At 43.2% G+C, this 15,753-nt stretch carries 16 protein-coding genes; 3 read left to right on the top strand and 13 right to left on the bottom strand.

Going from position 1 to position 15,753, the window contains the following annotated elements:
• Nucleotides 1–271: 271 nt before the first annotated feature.
• The 7 genes from ACWXW9_RS20465 to ACWXW9_RS20435 all read right to left on the bottom strand — a co-directional run bounded on the left by ACWXW9_RS20465 (nt 272) and on the right by ACWXW9_RS20435 (nt 5,444).
• Complete coding sequence (locus ACWXW9_RS20465; protein WP_494930907.1) at nt 272–511, bottom strand: hypothetical protein; 240 nt, start codon at nt 509–511, stop codon at nt 272–274.
• A gap of 73 nt (nt 512–584) precedes the next feature.
• Nucleotides 585–869, bottom strand: coding sequence for a hypothetical protein (locus ACWXW9_RS20460; RefSeq protein ID WP_494930906.1), 285 nt, complete (start codon nt 867–869; stop codon nt 585–587).
• A gap of 282 nt (nt 870–1,151) precedes the next feature.
• The gene (locus tag ACWXW9_RS20455) at nt 1,152–1,880 is read right to left on the bottom strand and encodes a hypothetical protein (RefSeq protein WP_494930905.1); all 729 of its coding nucleotides are present in this window, start codon (nt 1,878–1,880) and stop codon (nt 1,152–1,154) included.
• A 14-nt stretch (nt 1,881–1,894) separates the two neighbouring features.
• Nucleotides 1,895–2,488, bottom strand: a complete 594-nt coding sequence (locus ACWXW9_RS20450) for an SH3 domain-containing protein (protein WP_494930904.1) — start codon at nt 2,486–2,488, stop codon at nt 1,895–1,897.
• A 627-nt stretch (nt 2,489–3,115) separates the two neighbouring features.
• The gene (locus ACWXW9_RS20445) at nt 3,116–3,250 is read right to left on the bottom strand and encodes a YhjD family protein (RefSeq protein ID WP_494930940.1); all 135 of its coding nucleotides are present in this window, start codon (nt 3,248–3,250) and stop codon (nt 3,116–3,118) included.
• A gap of 404 nt (nt 3,251–3,654) precedes the next feature.
• Nucleotides 3,655–3,822 (bottom strand): Spo0E family sporulation regulatory protein-aspartic acid phosphatase, encoded by a 168-nt coding sequence (locus ACWXW9_RS20440; protein WP_494930903.1) that lies wholly within the window; start codon nt 3,820–3,822, stop codon nt 3,655–3,657.
• Nucleotides 3,823–4,046: 224 nt separating this feature from the next.
• Nucleotides 4,047–5,444 (bottom strand): helix-turn-helix domain-containing protein, encoded by a 1,398-nt coding sequence (locus ACWXW9_RS20435; RefSeq protein WP_494930902.1) that lies wholly within the window; start codon nt 5,442–5,444, stop codon nt 4,047–4,049.
• Between the two features lie 414 nt (nt 5,445–5,858).
• Between ACWXW9_RS20435 and ACWXW9_RS20430 the strand changes: the two genes are divergently transcribed.
• From ACWXW9_RS20430 to ACWXW9_RS20420, 3 genes are all read left to right on the top strand, one after another.
• Nucleotides 5,859–6,305 (top strand): AbrB/MazE/SpoVT family DNA-binding domain-containing protein, encoded by a 447-nt coding sequence (locus ACWXW9_RS20430; protein WP_494930901.1) that lies wholly within the window; start codon nt 5,859–5,861, stop codon nt 6,303–6,305.
• 594 nt (nt 6,306–6,899) lie between these two features.
• Entirely contained in the window at nt 6,900–7,163 is a 264-nt protein-coding gene (locus ACWXW9_RS20425; RefSeq protein WP_494930900.1) for an AbrB/MazE/SpoVT family DNA-binding domain-containing protein, read from the top strand.
• Nucleotides 7,160–7,561, top strand: coding sequence for a type II toxin-antitoxin system death-on-curing family toxin (locus tag ACWXW9_RS20420; protein WP_494930899.1), 402 nt, complete (start codon nt 7,160–7,162; stop codon nt 7,559–7,561). The genes ACWXW9_RS20425 and ACWXW9_RS20420 overlap by 4 nt, the downstream gene beginning before the upstream one ends.
• 70 nt (nt 7,562–7,631) lie before the next feature.
• Here the strand turns inward: ACWXW9_RS20420 and ACWXW9_RS20415 are convergent, their stop codons facing one another.
• From ACWXW9_RS20415 to ACWXW9_RS20390, 6 genes are all read right to left on the bottom strand, one after another.
• Nucleotides 7,632–9,599: a BglG family transcription antiterminator gene (locus ACWXW9_RS20415; protein ID WP_494930898.1), complete on the bottom strand. Its 1,968-nt coding sequence runs from the start codon at nt 9,597–9,599 to the stop codon at nt 7,632–7,634.
• A gap of 44 nt (nt 9,600–9,643) precedes the next feature.
• Nucleotides 9,644–12,319, bottom strand: coding sequence for a mannosylglycerate hydrolase (gene mngB, locus ACWXW9_RS20410; RefSeq protein WP_494930897.1), 2,676 nt, complete (start codon nt 12,317–12,319; stop codon nt 9,644–9,646).
• 251 nt (nt 12,320–12,570) lie between these two features.
• The gene (locus ACWXW9_RS20405) at nt 12,571–13,686 is read right to left on the bottom strand and encodes a PTS fructose transporter subunit IIC (RefSeq protein ID WP_149095521.1); all 1,116 of its coding nucleotides are present in this window, start codon (nt 13,684–13,686) and stop codon (nt 12,571–12,573) included.
• Nucleotides 13,687–13,803: 117 nt separating this feature from the next.
• Nucleotides 13,804–14,121, bottom strand: a complete 318-nt coding sequence (locus ACWXW9_RS20400; RefSeq protein ID WP_404592644.1) for a PTS fructose transporter subunit IIB — start codon at nt 14,119–14,121, stop codon at nt 13,804–13,806.
• Nucleotides 14,121–14,576: a PTS sugar transporter subunit IIA gene (locus tag ACWXW9_RS20395; RefSeq protein WP_014279234.1), complete on the bottom strand. Its 456-nt coding sequence runs from the start codon at nt 14,574–14,576 to the stop codon at nt 14,121–14,123. The genes ACWXW9_RS20400 and ACWXW9_RS20395 overlap by 1 nt, the downstream gene beginning before the upstream one ends.
• A gap of 172 nt (nt 14,577–14,748) precedes the next feature.
• Nucleotides 14,749–15,642: an AraC family transcriptional regulator gene (locus ACWXW9_RS20390; protein ID WP_494930896.1), complete on the bottom strand. Its 894-nt coding sequence runs from the start codon at nt 15,640–15,642 to the stop codon at nt 14,749–14,751.
• Nucleotides 15,643–15,753 lie beyond the last annotated feature (111 nt).

The raw sequence follows: 15,753 nt of genomic DNA, 5'->3' as shown, positions 1-15,753 counted from the left end.
AAAAAAAGGGTGTTCCTGGATTGCTCCAGAAACACCCTTTTTTTCTCTATCAAATTACCCCTATATTAAAACTGGCGCCCATAATCAACTACTGTATACACATCGTTTAACATCCCATTTCACTGATTAGTTCATATTCTTCCGATTTCTTTTCCATCTTTTGATAACGATAAACAAATAAGTAAACAGAGCTGCGAAGAAAATAATACCGATTATTGTTGCAATCAGAGCAGTAGACATGCTAAACAACTCCTATCACTGCAAAGCTTTATTAGACACTCTTTTTGGCTATAAGGAACTTCCTGAATAGTAAAGGAGACAGAATAAGCAAAATCCCTAACACCAAAAACATGGACCCATATGAATATAGATAAAAATCTTGGGCAGGGATTAACATACCCATCTTGTAAATAGATTCACCACGACCACGGGTTGTAAGAATATCAATCGCCTGCTCAGATACAATTAGACCAGCGATTACCATAATAAAAAACACTACTGCTTTTTTCAAATTCCACTCACCTCCCTCTATAAGATAGTATAGATGTAGTAAAAAAGAAGCTTCCGGTTTCCCGAAAACGTCTTTAATAATCCTCAACCCATAAAGATACAAATATAAATAAGACGTAAGCTAAAAGATAGAGTCCAATCACACTAAAGAGGATAATCCATATAAGACGGGTTTTAAACGGGGATAGGATTTTTTCCCATGGTCTTAGAATTTTCTGACGGGTAGGCAGCAACTCATATTCTATCTTTTTCAAAACAAGTTCCGCTTGTTCTTCATCTCTAATTAAAAGTTCACTCCATAATTGTTCATATTGCGCTTGAATTACTTCTTTCCTAGAACTATCTTTTAGAAACACCATCAGTTACCTCCATAAAAACTCAGGTTCCTTTTTGCTGGAACCTGTGCATTATCGTTTATTCAAAAAATCATATGCGATTGATTAGTAACCACTTATGGTATTATTGCTGTTATGTGTGAAACCAAAAAAAAAATTTTTACTGGTGTCTAGGTTGTAAAAACGAGTAAAAATACGTTGACACCACCCCAACAAACAGTTTGAAAAGGATAAAGGAGGAAAAATAAAAATGCCTAGGCAAAGATAATGTCTAAGCATTTTTATTACAATACATTCAAATTATTTTTACCCTTTTAATAATTTATCTTCTTTAATAGGAGCGGTAATTTCTTTGATCTCCACTTCATCATTCAATTTTTGCAGGTTCATTGGCATGGAGTCTAAATATTTGTACTCCTCGACCCTAACGGAGTCTTCTGTCCAATTCCCCTCTTTATCCTTCACAAAGACTTCTCTTTTTACTGGAAGCCCTGTTTTAGTGTCAATGGTTACAGTCTCTTTTTTAAGATTGCTTTCTGCCACAACCTCTTGAAGTGATGCATTCGATTGTGGACGTAGAGATTTCACCCAATTTTGATTTTTCATTTCTTTTTTCTGTTCTTCCATCAGAGAGATATTTAAAATTTTCTTGTTTTCACTAGCCAGGTTAACGGGCAATGTCCAAGTATTCCCTACAAGTTTTCCTGTAACAAGATCTCTTCCTATAGAAGTGACACGTCTTCCCTCTTCAGAAACTATAATTTTATTTTGTAGAACTCCACCCACATATTCTTCAGTAACTTCACTCAGATTTTTCCGATCGCGAATGCGTATTGAGTAAGAACTATCGGAATAAGTGCTTGAAGAAACAGTTATTTTGATATATTCCACTTGGCTATTTGTGGCTTTGTCAGCAGCTGCAATCGTCTCGCTTTGTGCACTGACAACCCTATCTGTGTTTAGATAGAAAAAACCTGAAGCAGCCACCACTACTAACGGGACTGCAAGGATACCAGTTAATGTTTTCTTTTTCATTATCTTTGCCTCCTTTACTCCGCTTTTAAATTCCAGCCATTTACATAACCATCGGTATGTGCATCAGTATCTAGAACCCTCCATGCATTGGGATTACATACCGTTGCTTGTAGTTCATCATCATAAGCAGGTAGGTACTTGCCTTTAGGTTCAGTAATACCACTACTACCTCCAAGATTTGGACAAGCATCCCTATAAAGAGTACTTGATCGTGTTACCTTTGTCGTATGTGTATTTACGTAATTGAAAGGCCCCTGTTCTGCAGTAATATACCATGCCATATACCCAATAGCCGCATTTGAATAATAACCAATACTGGCATCCGGGTAGTAGTTGCGGTCCCATTCCTGTCCATTGCCCGAAATAGGTGCACAACCATTGGGTGTCGTTGGACAGTAACCAACAATATCTTCTCCATAGCTTACTTGGGCAATTACTGGATAACTAAATCCTGGTCCAGTTCTTACATTTAATCCTCCGATCACTACATCCATCACACTATTTGTTTTTTCATATGGAGCAAGTTGTGCATGAGTAACTCCAGGTACTTGGGTAAAAAAAATACAAACTATGAGGGTACAAAAAAACTTCATACTTGATTTTAACATAAAAACCAAACACCTCCTATTTTATTTAACTGCTCTAGCCGCCTCTTTTATCAATAAAAGAGACATCAAGTGGACAGAACTGGCATGACCGGACGGTGGACTGAACTCCGCATTTCTTCACGTCTGATTGGTCTAAGAGCTAGACTTTCGTAAACTGAACCCGGCCATTCTCCCTAGGCTTCATCTTTTCTGTAGCATCACAAAATGTTCACCAGTAAAAACCCCCACCTTCTCAATAAATTGTTTAAAACACGCTGATAGGTGATGCTTATACAAATTCCCAACCATTATTGAAAGATTAGGAAGTGTATACGTTTTGGTTTCGGCATTCACAAAAAAATGACATTAAATTCATAAATTATTTTCTAGTTTACATTTCTTCATAGAAAACCAAATACCTTCGGATATTATTCCCATCTCTAATAATTTCAAAAAAATTTTTCAACAGGAAAATAATAAGACTGACTGCCTGAAGTTGACGCAAAAAAAAAAAGCGATCTGTGTCGCTCTCTTTCAGATAGATCATTCGATCTCGGCTATTTCTATCCCTAAATATATTACAGTTAGCCGCACTTCTGTATCTGATTTGACCTTACCCCATAGTAACTTTGCGCCATACATATACCCTCAGTAAAGAAATTTGGCCGTAGTACAATGCTCCAGCTCATGTTGCTCCAGCACTTTGATTCCTCGTTTTCTTATTTCTTGGCACACTCGGTATTGTTCCTTGGAAACACGATCTTGCATCCTTCTAAAATGCAGTTCAAACAGATGGCCCTACTTATCCCTTCACCTTGCTTAAATTATTCCCTTAAAAAATACACACTATAAACAGTTGTACGATCAACAGCACGAATAGCCTGGAAAATGCGTCACCAGGACATTTGAACAACTGATTCTAGTTATTTTTCAAATTGAAGAAACAGCTCAGATGGAACGAGTAATCTCTTCAGATTTCTACTTTTTTATTAGTCCATCTCCTCAAGTAAAAACATTGTTTTGTACCAAACGATCATCTCAACCAACTCATTAACATTTTATGACATGAGAAAATGTATATAAATATAATTCAAGGCATTTTATAGAATAATTAAGATCGTTATGTGGGAAGGATAAAAGTTTTGCATAAGAAGGATGTGGTCTCTGACTGAACATAGTGAGTTAACCTATTTATTCTGGTACATGCGATTGTGCTGATTAATTAGTTCGTCCAAAATCATAGACTGCTCAAGTACGCAAACATGTCCGAAACCATACTGTTCGTACAGGTCATGCAATCGTTGCCGGGCACTTTCCATCTGTTGATTTAACGTTAAGGTTTCATCTACGTTCATACCTTCAACCTCCTAGTGAATCTCATTTTAGGAGGTAATGAACAAATACATTATGATCATTTTTTACTCAAAAAACCACAAAATATAACAAAAAAAGACCAGCATGAAAGCTGGTCAGTAGGTATTGAATGAATAACTAGTATCACATTCCACCAACGTGATCTTGCGGTGTTAACCTGCCAGAAGCTGGATTCTGAACTGGTACCACGAATACCAATAAGAAGCTAACTGTCGCTAAGATTAAAGCCATCTTTTTTATCATTTCTATCCCACACCTCCTCATGCATGGATTGGAACTGAGTCTGTGTTTCAGGAGCCGCATGTGTACTAAAACGGGAAAATAGCCCAATACAATTGGTAATAAGTAGCCCGTGATTAATTGTAACAGCTTTTTCAAAAGCCTTTATTAAACATTTGAAACCATATGGATATCTACCTTTATTTAGGCTGTATTTAGCCAATTTGTACCAAAAACGAACGTACTGTTGTGGTAAGAATTGCTGTGTATACGTATCAGAAGATGATGGTTCCCGATATGCTGCAATTTGGAGTTCAAAGCGCTGAAGGATATGATCGACATTCATATTGTATCGGTTGGCTGCTTCAATGATGTTAAGAAGTTCAGCGAAGATTTCTTTTTCACCAGCCATGTACTCTACGTAATCCGGCAGTACGCTGATATCTCCAGACATAAGTCTATTAACATAGGTATTAATTTTTGCCCATTGCTGATATTGCTGCTTCCAATAAAGTGACTCAGGATCATTCTCCTTTACCCAGCTTAGATCAGCATAACAATGAATATGTTCTAATGCCTGCTCATATTCTCCCCTTGCATCACAAGCATTAGCACACAGCAACTCAGAATAAGCTATGTAGGTAAAAAGCGGTTTACTTGGACTTTTTTTCGGCTCTGTTTCTTTTCTCTTAGAGTTATGAGCTAAATTATATTGAATCTGTGCTAATTGGCCCATTTGATATGAAAATTCAGTAACCTTGTCCCACAAGCTCAATGCTCTATATACGTTTGCTAAATCTTTCAAAGCATCCAATTGATCTATTTCGTTTAAACGATGGACAAACGACTCAAACTTAGTTGCCGCATTCAAGTTAAGATTTCGATCTTTCCCTATCCGGATGATGAACAGTCGATACTGGCAAACTGCTAATCGCTCTGAATGCTGCTTTCTTTCACTTTCAGCCACATTTTCATAAAGGAGAGCCGCCGCGTCCTGGTAAGCTTTTTGGAAAAAGTCCTCAGCCAGTTCAAAAAGTAATGGTATGTAGGCAGGAGTGTCTAGCAACAGACTCACAACGCTTTGTATGCAATCCAAACGGCCAAGCTCCGCACATCGATATAAAAATGGGCTTGTTTTTCGCCAATTCAGGGGTGATTCTTTGATGCACTCTTCAATGTAACGTTCATAAAAATAGTCTGGTGATAATCCCATCCCGGCAGTAATACGATCCAGTTGATTAACAGATATAGAACGATTCCCTGTGACGATGCCACTCACTGTACCTACATTTAAATCAGTGATATGACCAAACTCGGTCATAGTTATGCCTTGCTGTTTCAGATATCTTTCAATCTCTGCGCGTATCATAGGTGTGATTTCCATGAATAAACCACCCTTTCAATATGAACTTTGGAATGTGCAAATTTAATAAAAAAACAATAATTGTAAAACTTATAATATAATTAAATATTTGTATGTTTTCAATATACCATCTTTTAGTACAACAATAAATACTTTTATAGGAGATCATTGGATGATGTACGCAAAAATGACAAGAAAACTAGAGTCTTTTGGTAGAGTGGTAATTCCCAAAGACACACTCACTACGTGTAACATTGTTCCGCATGATTCTGTGGAATTTTTTATAGATGCTGAATCGAGGACGATAGCCCTGCGCAAATACTCGGGACACTCTTGTACATTTTGCAATTCAAGCGAAGAATTAAGCCACTTTAAGGGTTCCCTGATATGTAAAAGCTGTATGTATAGGCTCAAAATCATTTAGGAGGATATCAAATGAAGAGAACAGGTATGACACGTCCTTTAGATACGTTAGGTCGAATTGTTATTCCCAAAGAAATCCGGGCCACGATGGGAATTGAAATTGGCGACCCTTTAGAATTTTATCTGGATACTGAATCTGGTTTAGTGGGTATTGGAAAGTATAACGGGCTTTCCTGTAAATTATGCAATTCGACCCAGGATTTAAGCTATTTCAAAAGTTCACTTTTATGTAAGCAATGTATACTTGACATGAAGGGGAACGTAGGTGTTAGTCCCGTTCCTACCCCTGCTGTTAAGGAACCTGCGTATAAAGAACATAAAGTCCATCGGTCTTCATTACAATTGCTTAAAAGTCTACAACAGCTCATGCGTGAACATCCAAAAGCCAAGCAGAGCGAATATGCCGTATGGCTTGGCGTGTCACAAGGCCGAATATCTCAGCTGAAAAAATTATTATAGGAGTATCGATCGGATTTTAAAGTAAATACCTTGGATAATCATGTGCAGACATTCCATCCTCATGGATTTGTTGTATGATGATACAATAAGAATAGCCGTGATGCTAGCGCATCATGCAGCCGTTTATCGTCACGCAAATCATAGGTAAAGCGCTCGTAAACAAATGTCAGTAGCCTGTGCACCGCCAAAAAGAGCCGATCAGACTGCAAACGCTCTCACTCGGTTTCCGCCATTTTTTTGCTAACAACATGCAGCAAAATATAATCCAGCTCTCCTGGGGGACAAGTGATATCAAAGGCTTGTTCCATGGTCTACCAGATTTCAGTCGATCAAAAGCTGGAATTCGAGTTTACTGTGCAACGGGTATAAACAAAAGCCAAGCCCTTCCACTTCTCTCATGAGAGGCTGGAAGGGCTTTTGTAGTAAATTCTGATCATCAAAAATTCCAGATAGCCCGTATTCCTCCGGGTATTCCCGGCAAAAGACTGATACTGGGTCTCCGGTATAAAAACTGAATTAAAAGATATGTTTAAATACCACGAGAACATGTATAATTGTTATAACAGTTGAAAAATATAATAAGGAATACAAAATATGGGTAAGGTGATTGGGATGGAGCGTAAAATTACTAAATTCGGAAATAGCTTAGGGATTACGATGACAGAAGCCATTAAGCAGCTCGGACTGGGTCTGGGAGATACAGTTCAGGTTGAAGTAGATCACACGAGCGGACAAATCATCATACAAAAATCGAACAGAATAACTCTGCCCTCGGGGTTAAGTGATGATTTTCTTGAAACCCTTTCTCAAGTAATGGATACATATGACGAAACCCTCAAAGGACTTAAGGATAGATGAGCAGCATTCGTTTCTTAACCATTCCAGAAGTTATAGCTATTCATGTTGCCATGATTGAAAGATACAGTAAAAGCGAACAAATCGGCTTCAAAGATATCAGTTTGCTTGAGTCTGCTGTTCTACGTCCTCAATCATCGGCATTTAGTGAAGATACTTACCCCACAATATTCAGCAAAGCAGCCGCATTATTTGAATCTCTAGGACAAAACCATTCTTTCCATCATGCAAATAAGCGAACGGCCTTTACTGCATTGCTCATTTTTTTGCGCTACAATAACTTTCAATTTAAAATGGATCAGAAAGCAGCCGAAGATTTTACTGTCGATATGGTTAATCATAAATTTTCGTTGGATCAACTCGCCTTATTAATCGAGCTCCACTCATCCACAATACACTAGTGAACCGAGAAAAGAGATCGCGAACGATCTCTTTTATGCTGCATATCGTGAGATGACAGTCGGACAGCCCTCAATGAAAATCATTGCTCTTGACTGCAAGCACCTGACGGGCGATCAGCATAAAGGCATCAAAAGAGTGGCAATGCTTTAACCGTTCCAGCGTTTCTTCCTGACGAATCAGCTCTACAAACAGATCGTAGATGCCCATCGCCTGCTCGTAATCCTCTTTACAGATCGAAAGCAGGAATACAACATGGACCTCATGGTTGGCATCCCATTGAATCGGCTTTTCCAGCAGACACACGCTTACGACCGTCCGGTTAGAGCTGAGCTCCAGGGGATGGGGAATCGCCATACCTCGATCCAGTGCCGTAGATCCCAGCTTCTCCCTCTCCATGACTGCTGGCAGGAACTTGTCAGTCACAACTCCTTTTTGTCTCAAAATACCGCTCATTTCTTCAATCAGAGCATCCTTTTTCGGCTGATCAGATCGGGTCATAAACAAGTCCTGGTCAAAATACCGCAGCAGCGAAATTTCCTGCTCCTCATCGCTGGCACGCACCATCCGCGTGATCGTCTCCATATCCCGTTCCGAAGGAATCGGGCTAATCACCGCCGACGGTTTATCCTTACGCTGCTGCAAGTGGATCGTGGATACGATCAAATCCTCGTCGACAGTAGACATTTCCTCGTATTCCCGAAGTGAGACCACCCGCGATACATCCAGCTCAGCGAACAGCGAACGCAATCTGGATTCCAAAATCCGGGCAGTTCCGTAACCGGAGCCGCACACCAGCAGTACGGTTTTGCGACGCCGATGTGGGATATTGTATTTGCGTTCCAAAGCAGCTCCAATATGAAGCGCCAAATAACCAATTTCGTTATCGTTGATTTCATACGGGAACGATTTTTGCAGTTCTTTTACTGCACCGACCGTGATTTCATAAGCAAGCGGGTAATATTTGCGGATATGCCCAAGCAACGGATTACGCATGTTCATGCCATGCTCCAGCCGGGTCAGCATCGGTTTCAGATGCACAAACAAGTCCCGGGACAGCCGTTCATCGTCACGCAAATCATAGGTGAAGCGCTCGTAGACAAATGTCAGCATCTCGCGCACAGCCAGGAAGAGACGGTCAGACTGGAGACGCTCCCACTCGGTTTCGGCCATCTTTTTGCTGACGATATGCAGCAGGACATAATCCATCTCCCCTAAAGGACAGGTTATGCCAAAAGCCTCTTCCATCTCACTCAGAATGGTAGTAGCCAGTTCAATATCTCGCTGACCGCCTGCCACCTTTTCAAAGCGCTCCAATCCATACCCTTCCTTCACTCGCAGTACCATAACCGCCAGATGGGTGATCAGGTCTTTCAGTGCCAAATCCGCTATCTTGATGCCGTTGGGCCGCAAATGCTTCAAAATAATTGCACGGATTCGCGGTAAATCCAGCCCCTGAAACAGTTGTTGCTGTTCCAAAGGCATTCCGCTGCGTTGTCCTTCTTCATCGCGTACATCGGCATATTCAGCGAGACAGTAACGGATACTTTTTTCTTCCCCGACCACCTTCACGCCATATCCCGGCTTGGTGCGCAGGGTGAGCGTATAATCATCCAGAATCCGCCGAATGATTTTAAAATCATTATTCATGGTCGCCCGGCTAATATACAGTTCATCGGCAAGGTCTTCCATCTTCACGTATTCTCCCGCATTCAGCAGCTTGAATAGCTCATACCGTATGCGTTCTTCCGGTGCTCCCGGGAGCCGCTGGCTTACCTTCGTTTCTTCCTGACCTTCCTCAGCGAAAAAACGGTATCTTTCGGGATCAACGACCATGATTGTATAGCCGCTACCCCTCTTGGATTCCAGACGTGCTCCATATTCATTCAGAATACCGCCCAGCTTTTTGAGATCATCGCGGACCGTTCGCTCCGTGACCTCCAGCCGCTCGGACAGCGCTTTGGTGGTCCAAGACCAGCCTTGATCGTTTCCACTGACGAGCTGGTACAGCTTTTTCAAGCGTTTGTAAGGAAAAATCATGTAGATTCAAGACCTCCTTTCCGATAAACCGTGTTTTTTCCTCTTTACTTCGACTCAGGCGTGACCAGTACTGTCGACAGCTTGCAATGCCCCAACTCTGGCAAAGATGCACCTTCGGCATTCGATGAGGTCAATGTTTCTCCCTTGGAGCGCTCATCCAGTGAAGCCAGCTCGTAGTAAGCCGATTCACCAAAAGCGATCCGTCCGAGTGCATTCTTCTCCAAATAAGGATTAAATACACGCACAATATATCCATCCGTATGCTCTGCTTTCTTGAATGCACTCAGGATCACATTCGAATCCTCGCTAAAGGATAGCAGGCTGTAGTTTTGCTCGAATATTCTTTCTTCGTCACGGAAAGCGAAAATTAAACGACCATTCAGGAAGTCAGACAGTTGGTAGCTGGTCAATGGCGTTAAATATTCCTTGGCCGCTTTAGCTATATTGGCTTCATCAAAACCGGACTCATGCACATGCAGGGCAAAAGTGAATGAAAGCTCGCCAATGAGCTGCGCATCCGGCGTTTCTACGATCTTTTCTCCCGAAGCGCGTCCCGGGCGGTACAACAGATTTTCCTTGCCCATAAACCCGAAAGTACGGAATAACGTCAGCGCTATTGTATCATGCTCTGAGCCTATGATTTCATATTCCCGTACGCCTCCGGTCAGCACCGCTACTCCATGGGAACCATCGTTCAGCGCAGCATAGCTTTGCAGAGCCTCAATCGTGATCGGTTTTTCTGTCCACTGCTCACGTTCCCACACCTCTACTTCTTCCAGCGTTGTTGGACGGGCAATGACTCCGAACGGTTGATCCGCAATAGAAAGCTTGGAAGCAATCCCGGTGTCAAATAGCACCCGCAGACGGTGACTCAGCACACGATTGTCCACATCTACCGAGAAACGGATCAGACGCTCGCCTTTACGCAGGGAGACGGATGCCTGTAGCGGCAGTTCCGCAGAGATTATGGCAGCGGCGCGTTCATTCAAATCGTACGGAACCTTTAGCTTCATACGGAGAGACAGCTCCTCGGCTACCGGACTTTTAGAGGTGATAGTCTCTACATCAGCACCGAGCGAAGAAATGGTAAGGTCACGTTCCGGCGGAGAATAGTTGTAGGAATCACCGTCATCGCCGTTTTCCTCAAACACCATCTGATCCGCGTACACACGTCCCGAGATTTTATCCGTAATGCTTAATGCTCCGTTCCCCTGTACAGCTACGCTATAAAATTCGTTTTCAATACCGTTTCCATTACTGCGTTCTGCCGTGGCATCCCCGGTCGAACTGAAATCAAATACAAACTGCGTATATCCCATAGCAGGTACTTCCTGAAGCTCTACCAGAAGCTTTGCACGGAATACACGTTCAGGCAGATACACTTTTTTGCTCGGATTCAGGTAAATATGCTGACCAAGCACATAGTCTGTCTGTTCCACTTTTTCGGTAATCGTATACGGAAGCTGCTGTCCGTTCGTATCCCGAATTACAAAGCTTCCTTCCGGTAAATAAGCATCAATCTCTGTAACGCCCTTACGGGGATAAGGCAATGTGTTAAAGATGGTGAAGGCAAAAGTTTCCTCCTGTTTAATCTTTGAAGCAATCAGGCGCTTATGCAGATCCAGTAGGTTTTCCGCAATATCCCGTGCCTGCTTGTAGCGAAAAGCCACATCCCGGTTCGTCGTGTCACTGTTGCAGCCACCGATGCTGTCATGGGCAGCATTTTCAAACATCAGCTTCCAGATATCCTTCACGATATGATGCGGATATTCATGTCCCAGCGCATGACTGATTGACAGGACTGGCTCCAGCGTATTTACGATTAAATTTTCAATATAGTTATTTTGCTGCTTGAGATCAGCGCGCGTAGAAAAGATCGACTTATGGATACGCATATGCTTCGCTTCCATAAGCTCTCCTTCCAGCACAGGAAGATCGCTGCTGTCCTTTTCAATTTCTTCAAGGAAACGCTCCGGCTCATTCATCACATATTCCCGTTCCGGGTCAAGCTCGTTGAACTTGCGGATCAGCTCCGGCAGATTCAGGCGGACAGGCGCTTGGTCGAAGCCGTTCGGAAAATAAATATGGCGAGTGGACGCTTTTTGCTCCAGTGCACCGATTTGGCTGTCCAGATATGCTTCAAGTTCTCCGGGTTCCTCCGGAATATTACCGCCATAGTAGTACCCGAACGGTATTTGAACCGCAAACACCTGACTCCCATCCGAGCCCTTCCACAAAAATTCGGTTTTCGGGTTCGTATTGTCTGCTACACCGCGCCAGAACAGAAAATGGCGAATGCCGAACTCCTGATAAATTTGCGGCATCTGCGCCGACTGACCGAAAGCATCCGGTACATAACCGACCTTCATCGCATGGCCATATTTCTGCGCTGTCTCCATGCCATAGTACAGATTGCGAACCATGGATTCACCGGAAATGACTAGCTGATCCGTCTGCGTATACCACGGCCCGGTCATCAGTCGTTTGTCCGTTACAAGGCTGCGAATGCGTTCCTCGTCTTCGGGACACCATTTGATGTAATCATCCAGTAAGGACCCTTGGGCATCCAACAGGTAATACTTGAAGTCGTCTACATTTTCTAACGCATCCAGCACTTCTTTCACATGCTTTACCAAGTAAACTTTGGATCTGGAAGTGGTAAAATACCACTCCCGATCCCAGTGAGTATGTGGAATGACATGCACTTTCGTACGGTTCATATCTCTATCTCCCTCCATGTTATCTATCTTCTATTTATATAAGCTGAACTTAAAAGTTTCATATTGTGCCACTGCGCAGTCGGATGATGCTTCCCATCGCCACCGCCCCCGGATTTCTGGAATAAAGCCTATAATCAGAGTAGAAATCCGGGGACAAAAGCGACCGCTTCGCTTGTACAGCACCATTCCGTCTACTTCGTTTTAATGTGCATTTTTTGAATTCAACTTATCTAGTGAAGTTCAGGAAAAATTTAGTCAAATACCAGTTCGATGTCTTCTCCATTTTTCTTGACGGACGCTTCTTTCGTATCTGCCTGCTGCTTTTCTTCCTCACGGAAGTTGACGAGTAGAGTTCCCGCTACAATGATTAAAGCTCCCGTAATCCCTCCAATCAGATAAGCAAACGGAGCACCTACGGATATCGCACCATACAGGCCGCCGATTGGAGGCATGATGACATGTGCGCCCAGCAAAGCTGTCAATGCCGCACCTGCTGCGCAGGCAATCATGTTCAGTGGAATCAGCTTGGCAGGGTTGCGCAGCGTAAAGGGAATAGCCCCTTCGGTGATTCCGATAACACCCATGATCACGGAGCCTTTTCCAGCTTCCCGATACGTTTTGGAAAAACGATGCTTCAGAATCAGAGTCGCAAGTCCATAGCCCAATGGTGGAATACAGATGGCAATGTTTACGAAAATATTAGGCAAATATACACCTGACAGGAATAACGCATTTCCCGCCATCCAGGCTGCTTTATTGACAGGTCCGCCAAGGTCGAATCCAATCATGGCTCCCAAAATCAGGGCAAGCACCAGAGTACTGGTTCCGCTTTCACTCATATGCTTGATCCAGTTAACCAGTCCTTCGTTAATCGCACTGAGCGGGCCACCTAGGATGACGGACATGAGAATCCCCGTTAAGCCTACGGTAATGAGCGGTAGAATAATCAGTGGAACAGAACCAGCGGCTGGGCCTGTGATTTTCACTTTATTTTTCACCCACAGGGTGAGGTATCCGGCAAAGAACCCGGCAACGAGCGCGCCCAGAAAACCAGCGTTCGTTTCCTGTGCCAGTACGCCACCAATCAGCCCCGCAGCAAGCGCAGGCTTATCGGCAATCGAATAGGCGATATATCCGGCCAGCACCATGTTCAGCAGCCCAATTCCGCGCCAGCCGACATTTTCCATCAAGTATAAAATATGAAGAAATCCGCTTTTATCAGCATAGGGGCCAAAGTCCGTGACCCCCATCGTCAGCCCAATAATTTTACACACCGCAACAATCAGGGAACCTGCAATAATAACCGGCAAGAGGTAGGAAATGCCTGTCATTAGATGCTTTCTAGCTTCACTCAGCCATTTTTTCATCATGTTCTCTCCTATCTTGAAAACTACTGTTATCCAAAGGCTAATCGGTTGTTATTCAAGGCAGCTACGCTGCTGCTTTTCTTTTTTACTACATGTTGCTGTTCCCCAGTCTTAGCCTTATTTTTGAGCCGAGATGGCTTCTACCGCTTTGGTGAGAACCGCTTCCGCATTGTTGACCGCATGACCGATTTTGACACGAACGATTCGTTTATCCTCAAAACGCTCCGCTTCCTTTACTGTCTGGTCCGAGGCAATCAGTACAAAGTCCGCTGCTGCAATCTCTTCCTCCGTAAGCTTGTTCACCTGGCCTAGCGCACCCTGCTGTTCCACTTTAATGTTGTGACCGAGCTGTGCTGCTGCTTTTTCCAGTGCTTTTGCCGCCATGGGGGTATGAGCCAAACCTGCTATACACGATGTAACGCTTACGATTTTCATTATGACACCAACCCTTCTGTATATTGTTCGAGCAAATGATACACATCGTCGCCGCTCTTGGCACCCGCTACTGCCTCTTTGAAGGAATCCTCCAATAGAAGGGTTGCGAGTGAGGATATAATTTGCAAATGGGATACATCCACGGAACCTTTTGGCACCAAAATACTGAAAATATACTGGACAGGCTTACCGTCATGAGATGCCCAATCAATACTATCTTGCAATCGGATAACCAGAACTGCTGGTCTTGTGACTGCTTCGCTCTGCGTATGAGGTATGGCAAACTGATCCTGAAGGCCCGTCGAATATACCTTCTCCCTTTCCCACAAATCCTGCACCAGCTGCTCTCTATGGACGGTGACACCCAGCTTCTCAGCCTCTTGGGCAATAAATTCAAATACAGCCGATTTTGTCTCCAGCTTCTCATCCAGATAAATCTGTTCTCTAGTAATCATGGTGGATGTCTCTCCTCCCTTCTATCTATAAGTGAAACGCTTACAAGTTCATTCTAGCCCACTCCCTGCTAATGTTTTACCTATAAAATTTCCCTATCCAAGCGGAAATGCATTAGAGTTAATTTTTGGGAATGGAAAAGAAAAAAAGCGCACTAGGCGCTTTGGCTTGCCGTCAGACTTTGTTCATAAATGTTTTGTGATAGGCATTCCGGTACTGCGAAGGAGTCATATTCACTATTTTTTTAAACATACGCATAAAGTACTTCTCATCCGTATATCCCGCTTCTTCCGCCACCTGCTTAATGCTCATATCTGTACGGGAAATCAGCTCCTTGGCTTTATTGATACGGATGCTGTGAATGAACTCCAAGGGGCGCATACCTGTATTTTGCTTGAACAAACGGGATATATAATCCTTGTTGTAATTGAATTTTCGTGCTAAATCCGTCACTGCCATCGGTTCTTCGGCATGAATACGGGTCCACTCGATAATTTTGTTAAAGCTCACATTCCCCTGTGGGCTGGCGGGACTGGAGGTCAAGCGGCTGAGGGCCAGCTCAGATATCTCGATCAGCAGCGAGGTGAACAGATAATTTACACTGTGATACGTAAGATAGTGCGAATTGGCTACGTGCAGAATCTGATTGACGATAATATGAATCCGGTCTCCATTGTCCGCGCGCACGCATTGCGGTAGATAGATATCCCGTACAAAACCATGGCGCTGCAAATGAGCATCCATAACGCGGGTCTCCTGCTTCATTTCTTCATGGGATAATACATTTGGGGTCGTGGGAACATCGAAGTGAAACCAGTAAAATGTAACTCCCGGCACCGATTCCTGGTATCCTCCATGCGTACAACCGGGATAAAGCAATAGAATATCCCCTTCTCCTACCTCAAAATGCTCCTGTTCCTCCCGTATATATACCGTCTCCCGCACACCAAGGATCAACTCAAAGTTCTCAATGGAACGGCTCATATGCTTCCAGGGCACCTCGGAAACAAACTCGCCTGCCGAGATTAGTTGAATGGGAGCATCTACATTGACTTTCAGATAGGTCATGTTATCGCCTCTTTAGCTTCATGTTCGGATTTGTCCACCCATTGTATGGTTAAGCTACTGACATACCGCGATGGCAATGCTAATGTAGTGGAGAAATATACACTTTCATCT

Source organism: Paenibacillus sp. LT-B23 (assembly GCF_059417685.1).
The sequence above is the reverse complement of the archived record's forward strand: the minus strand, read 5'-3'. Positions and strand labels throughout refer to the sequence as shown.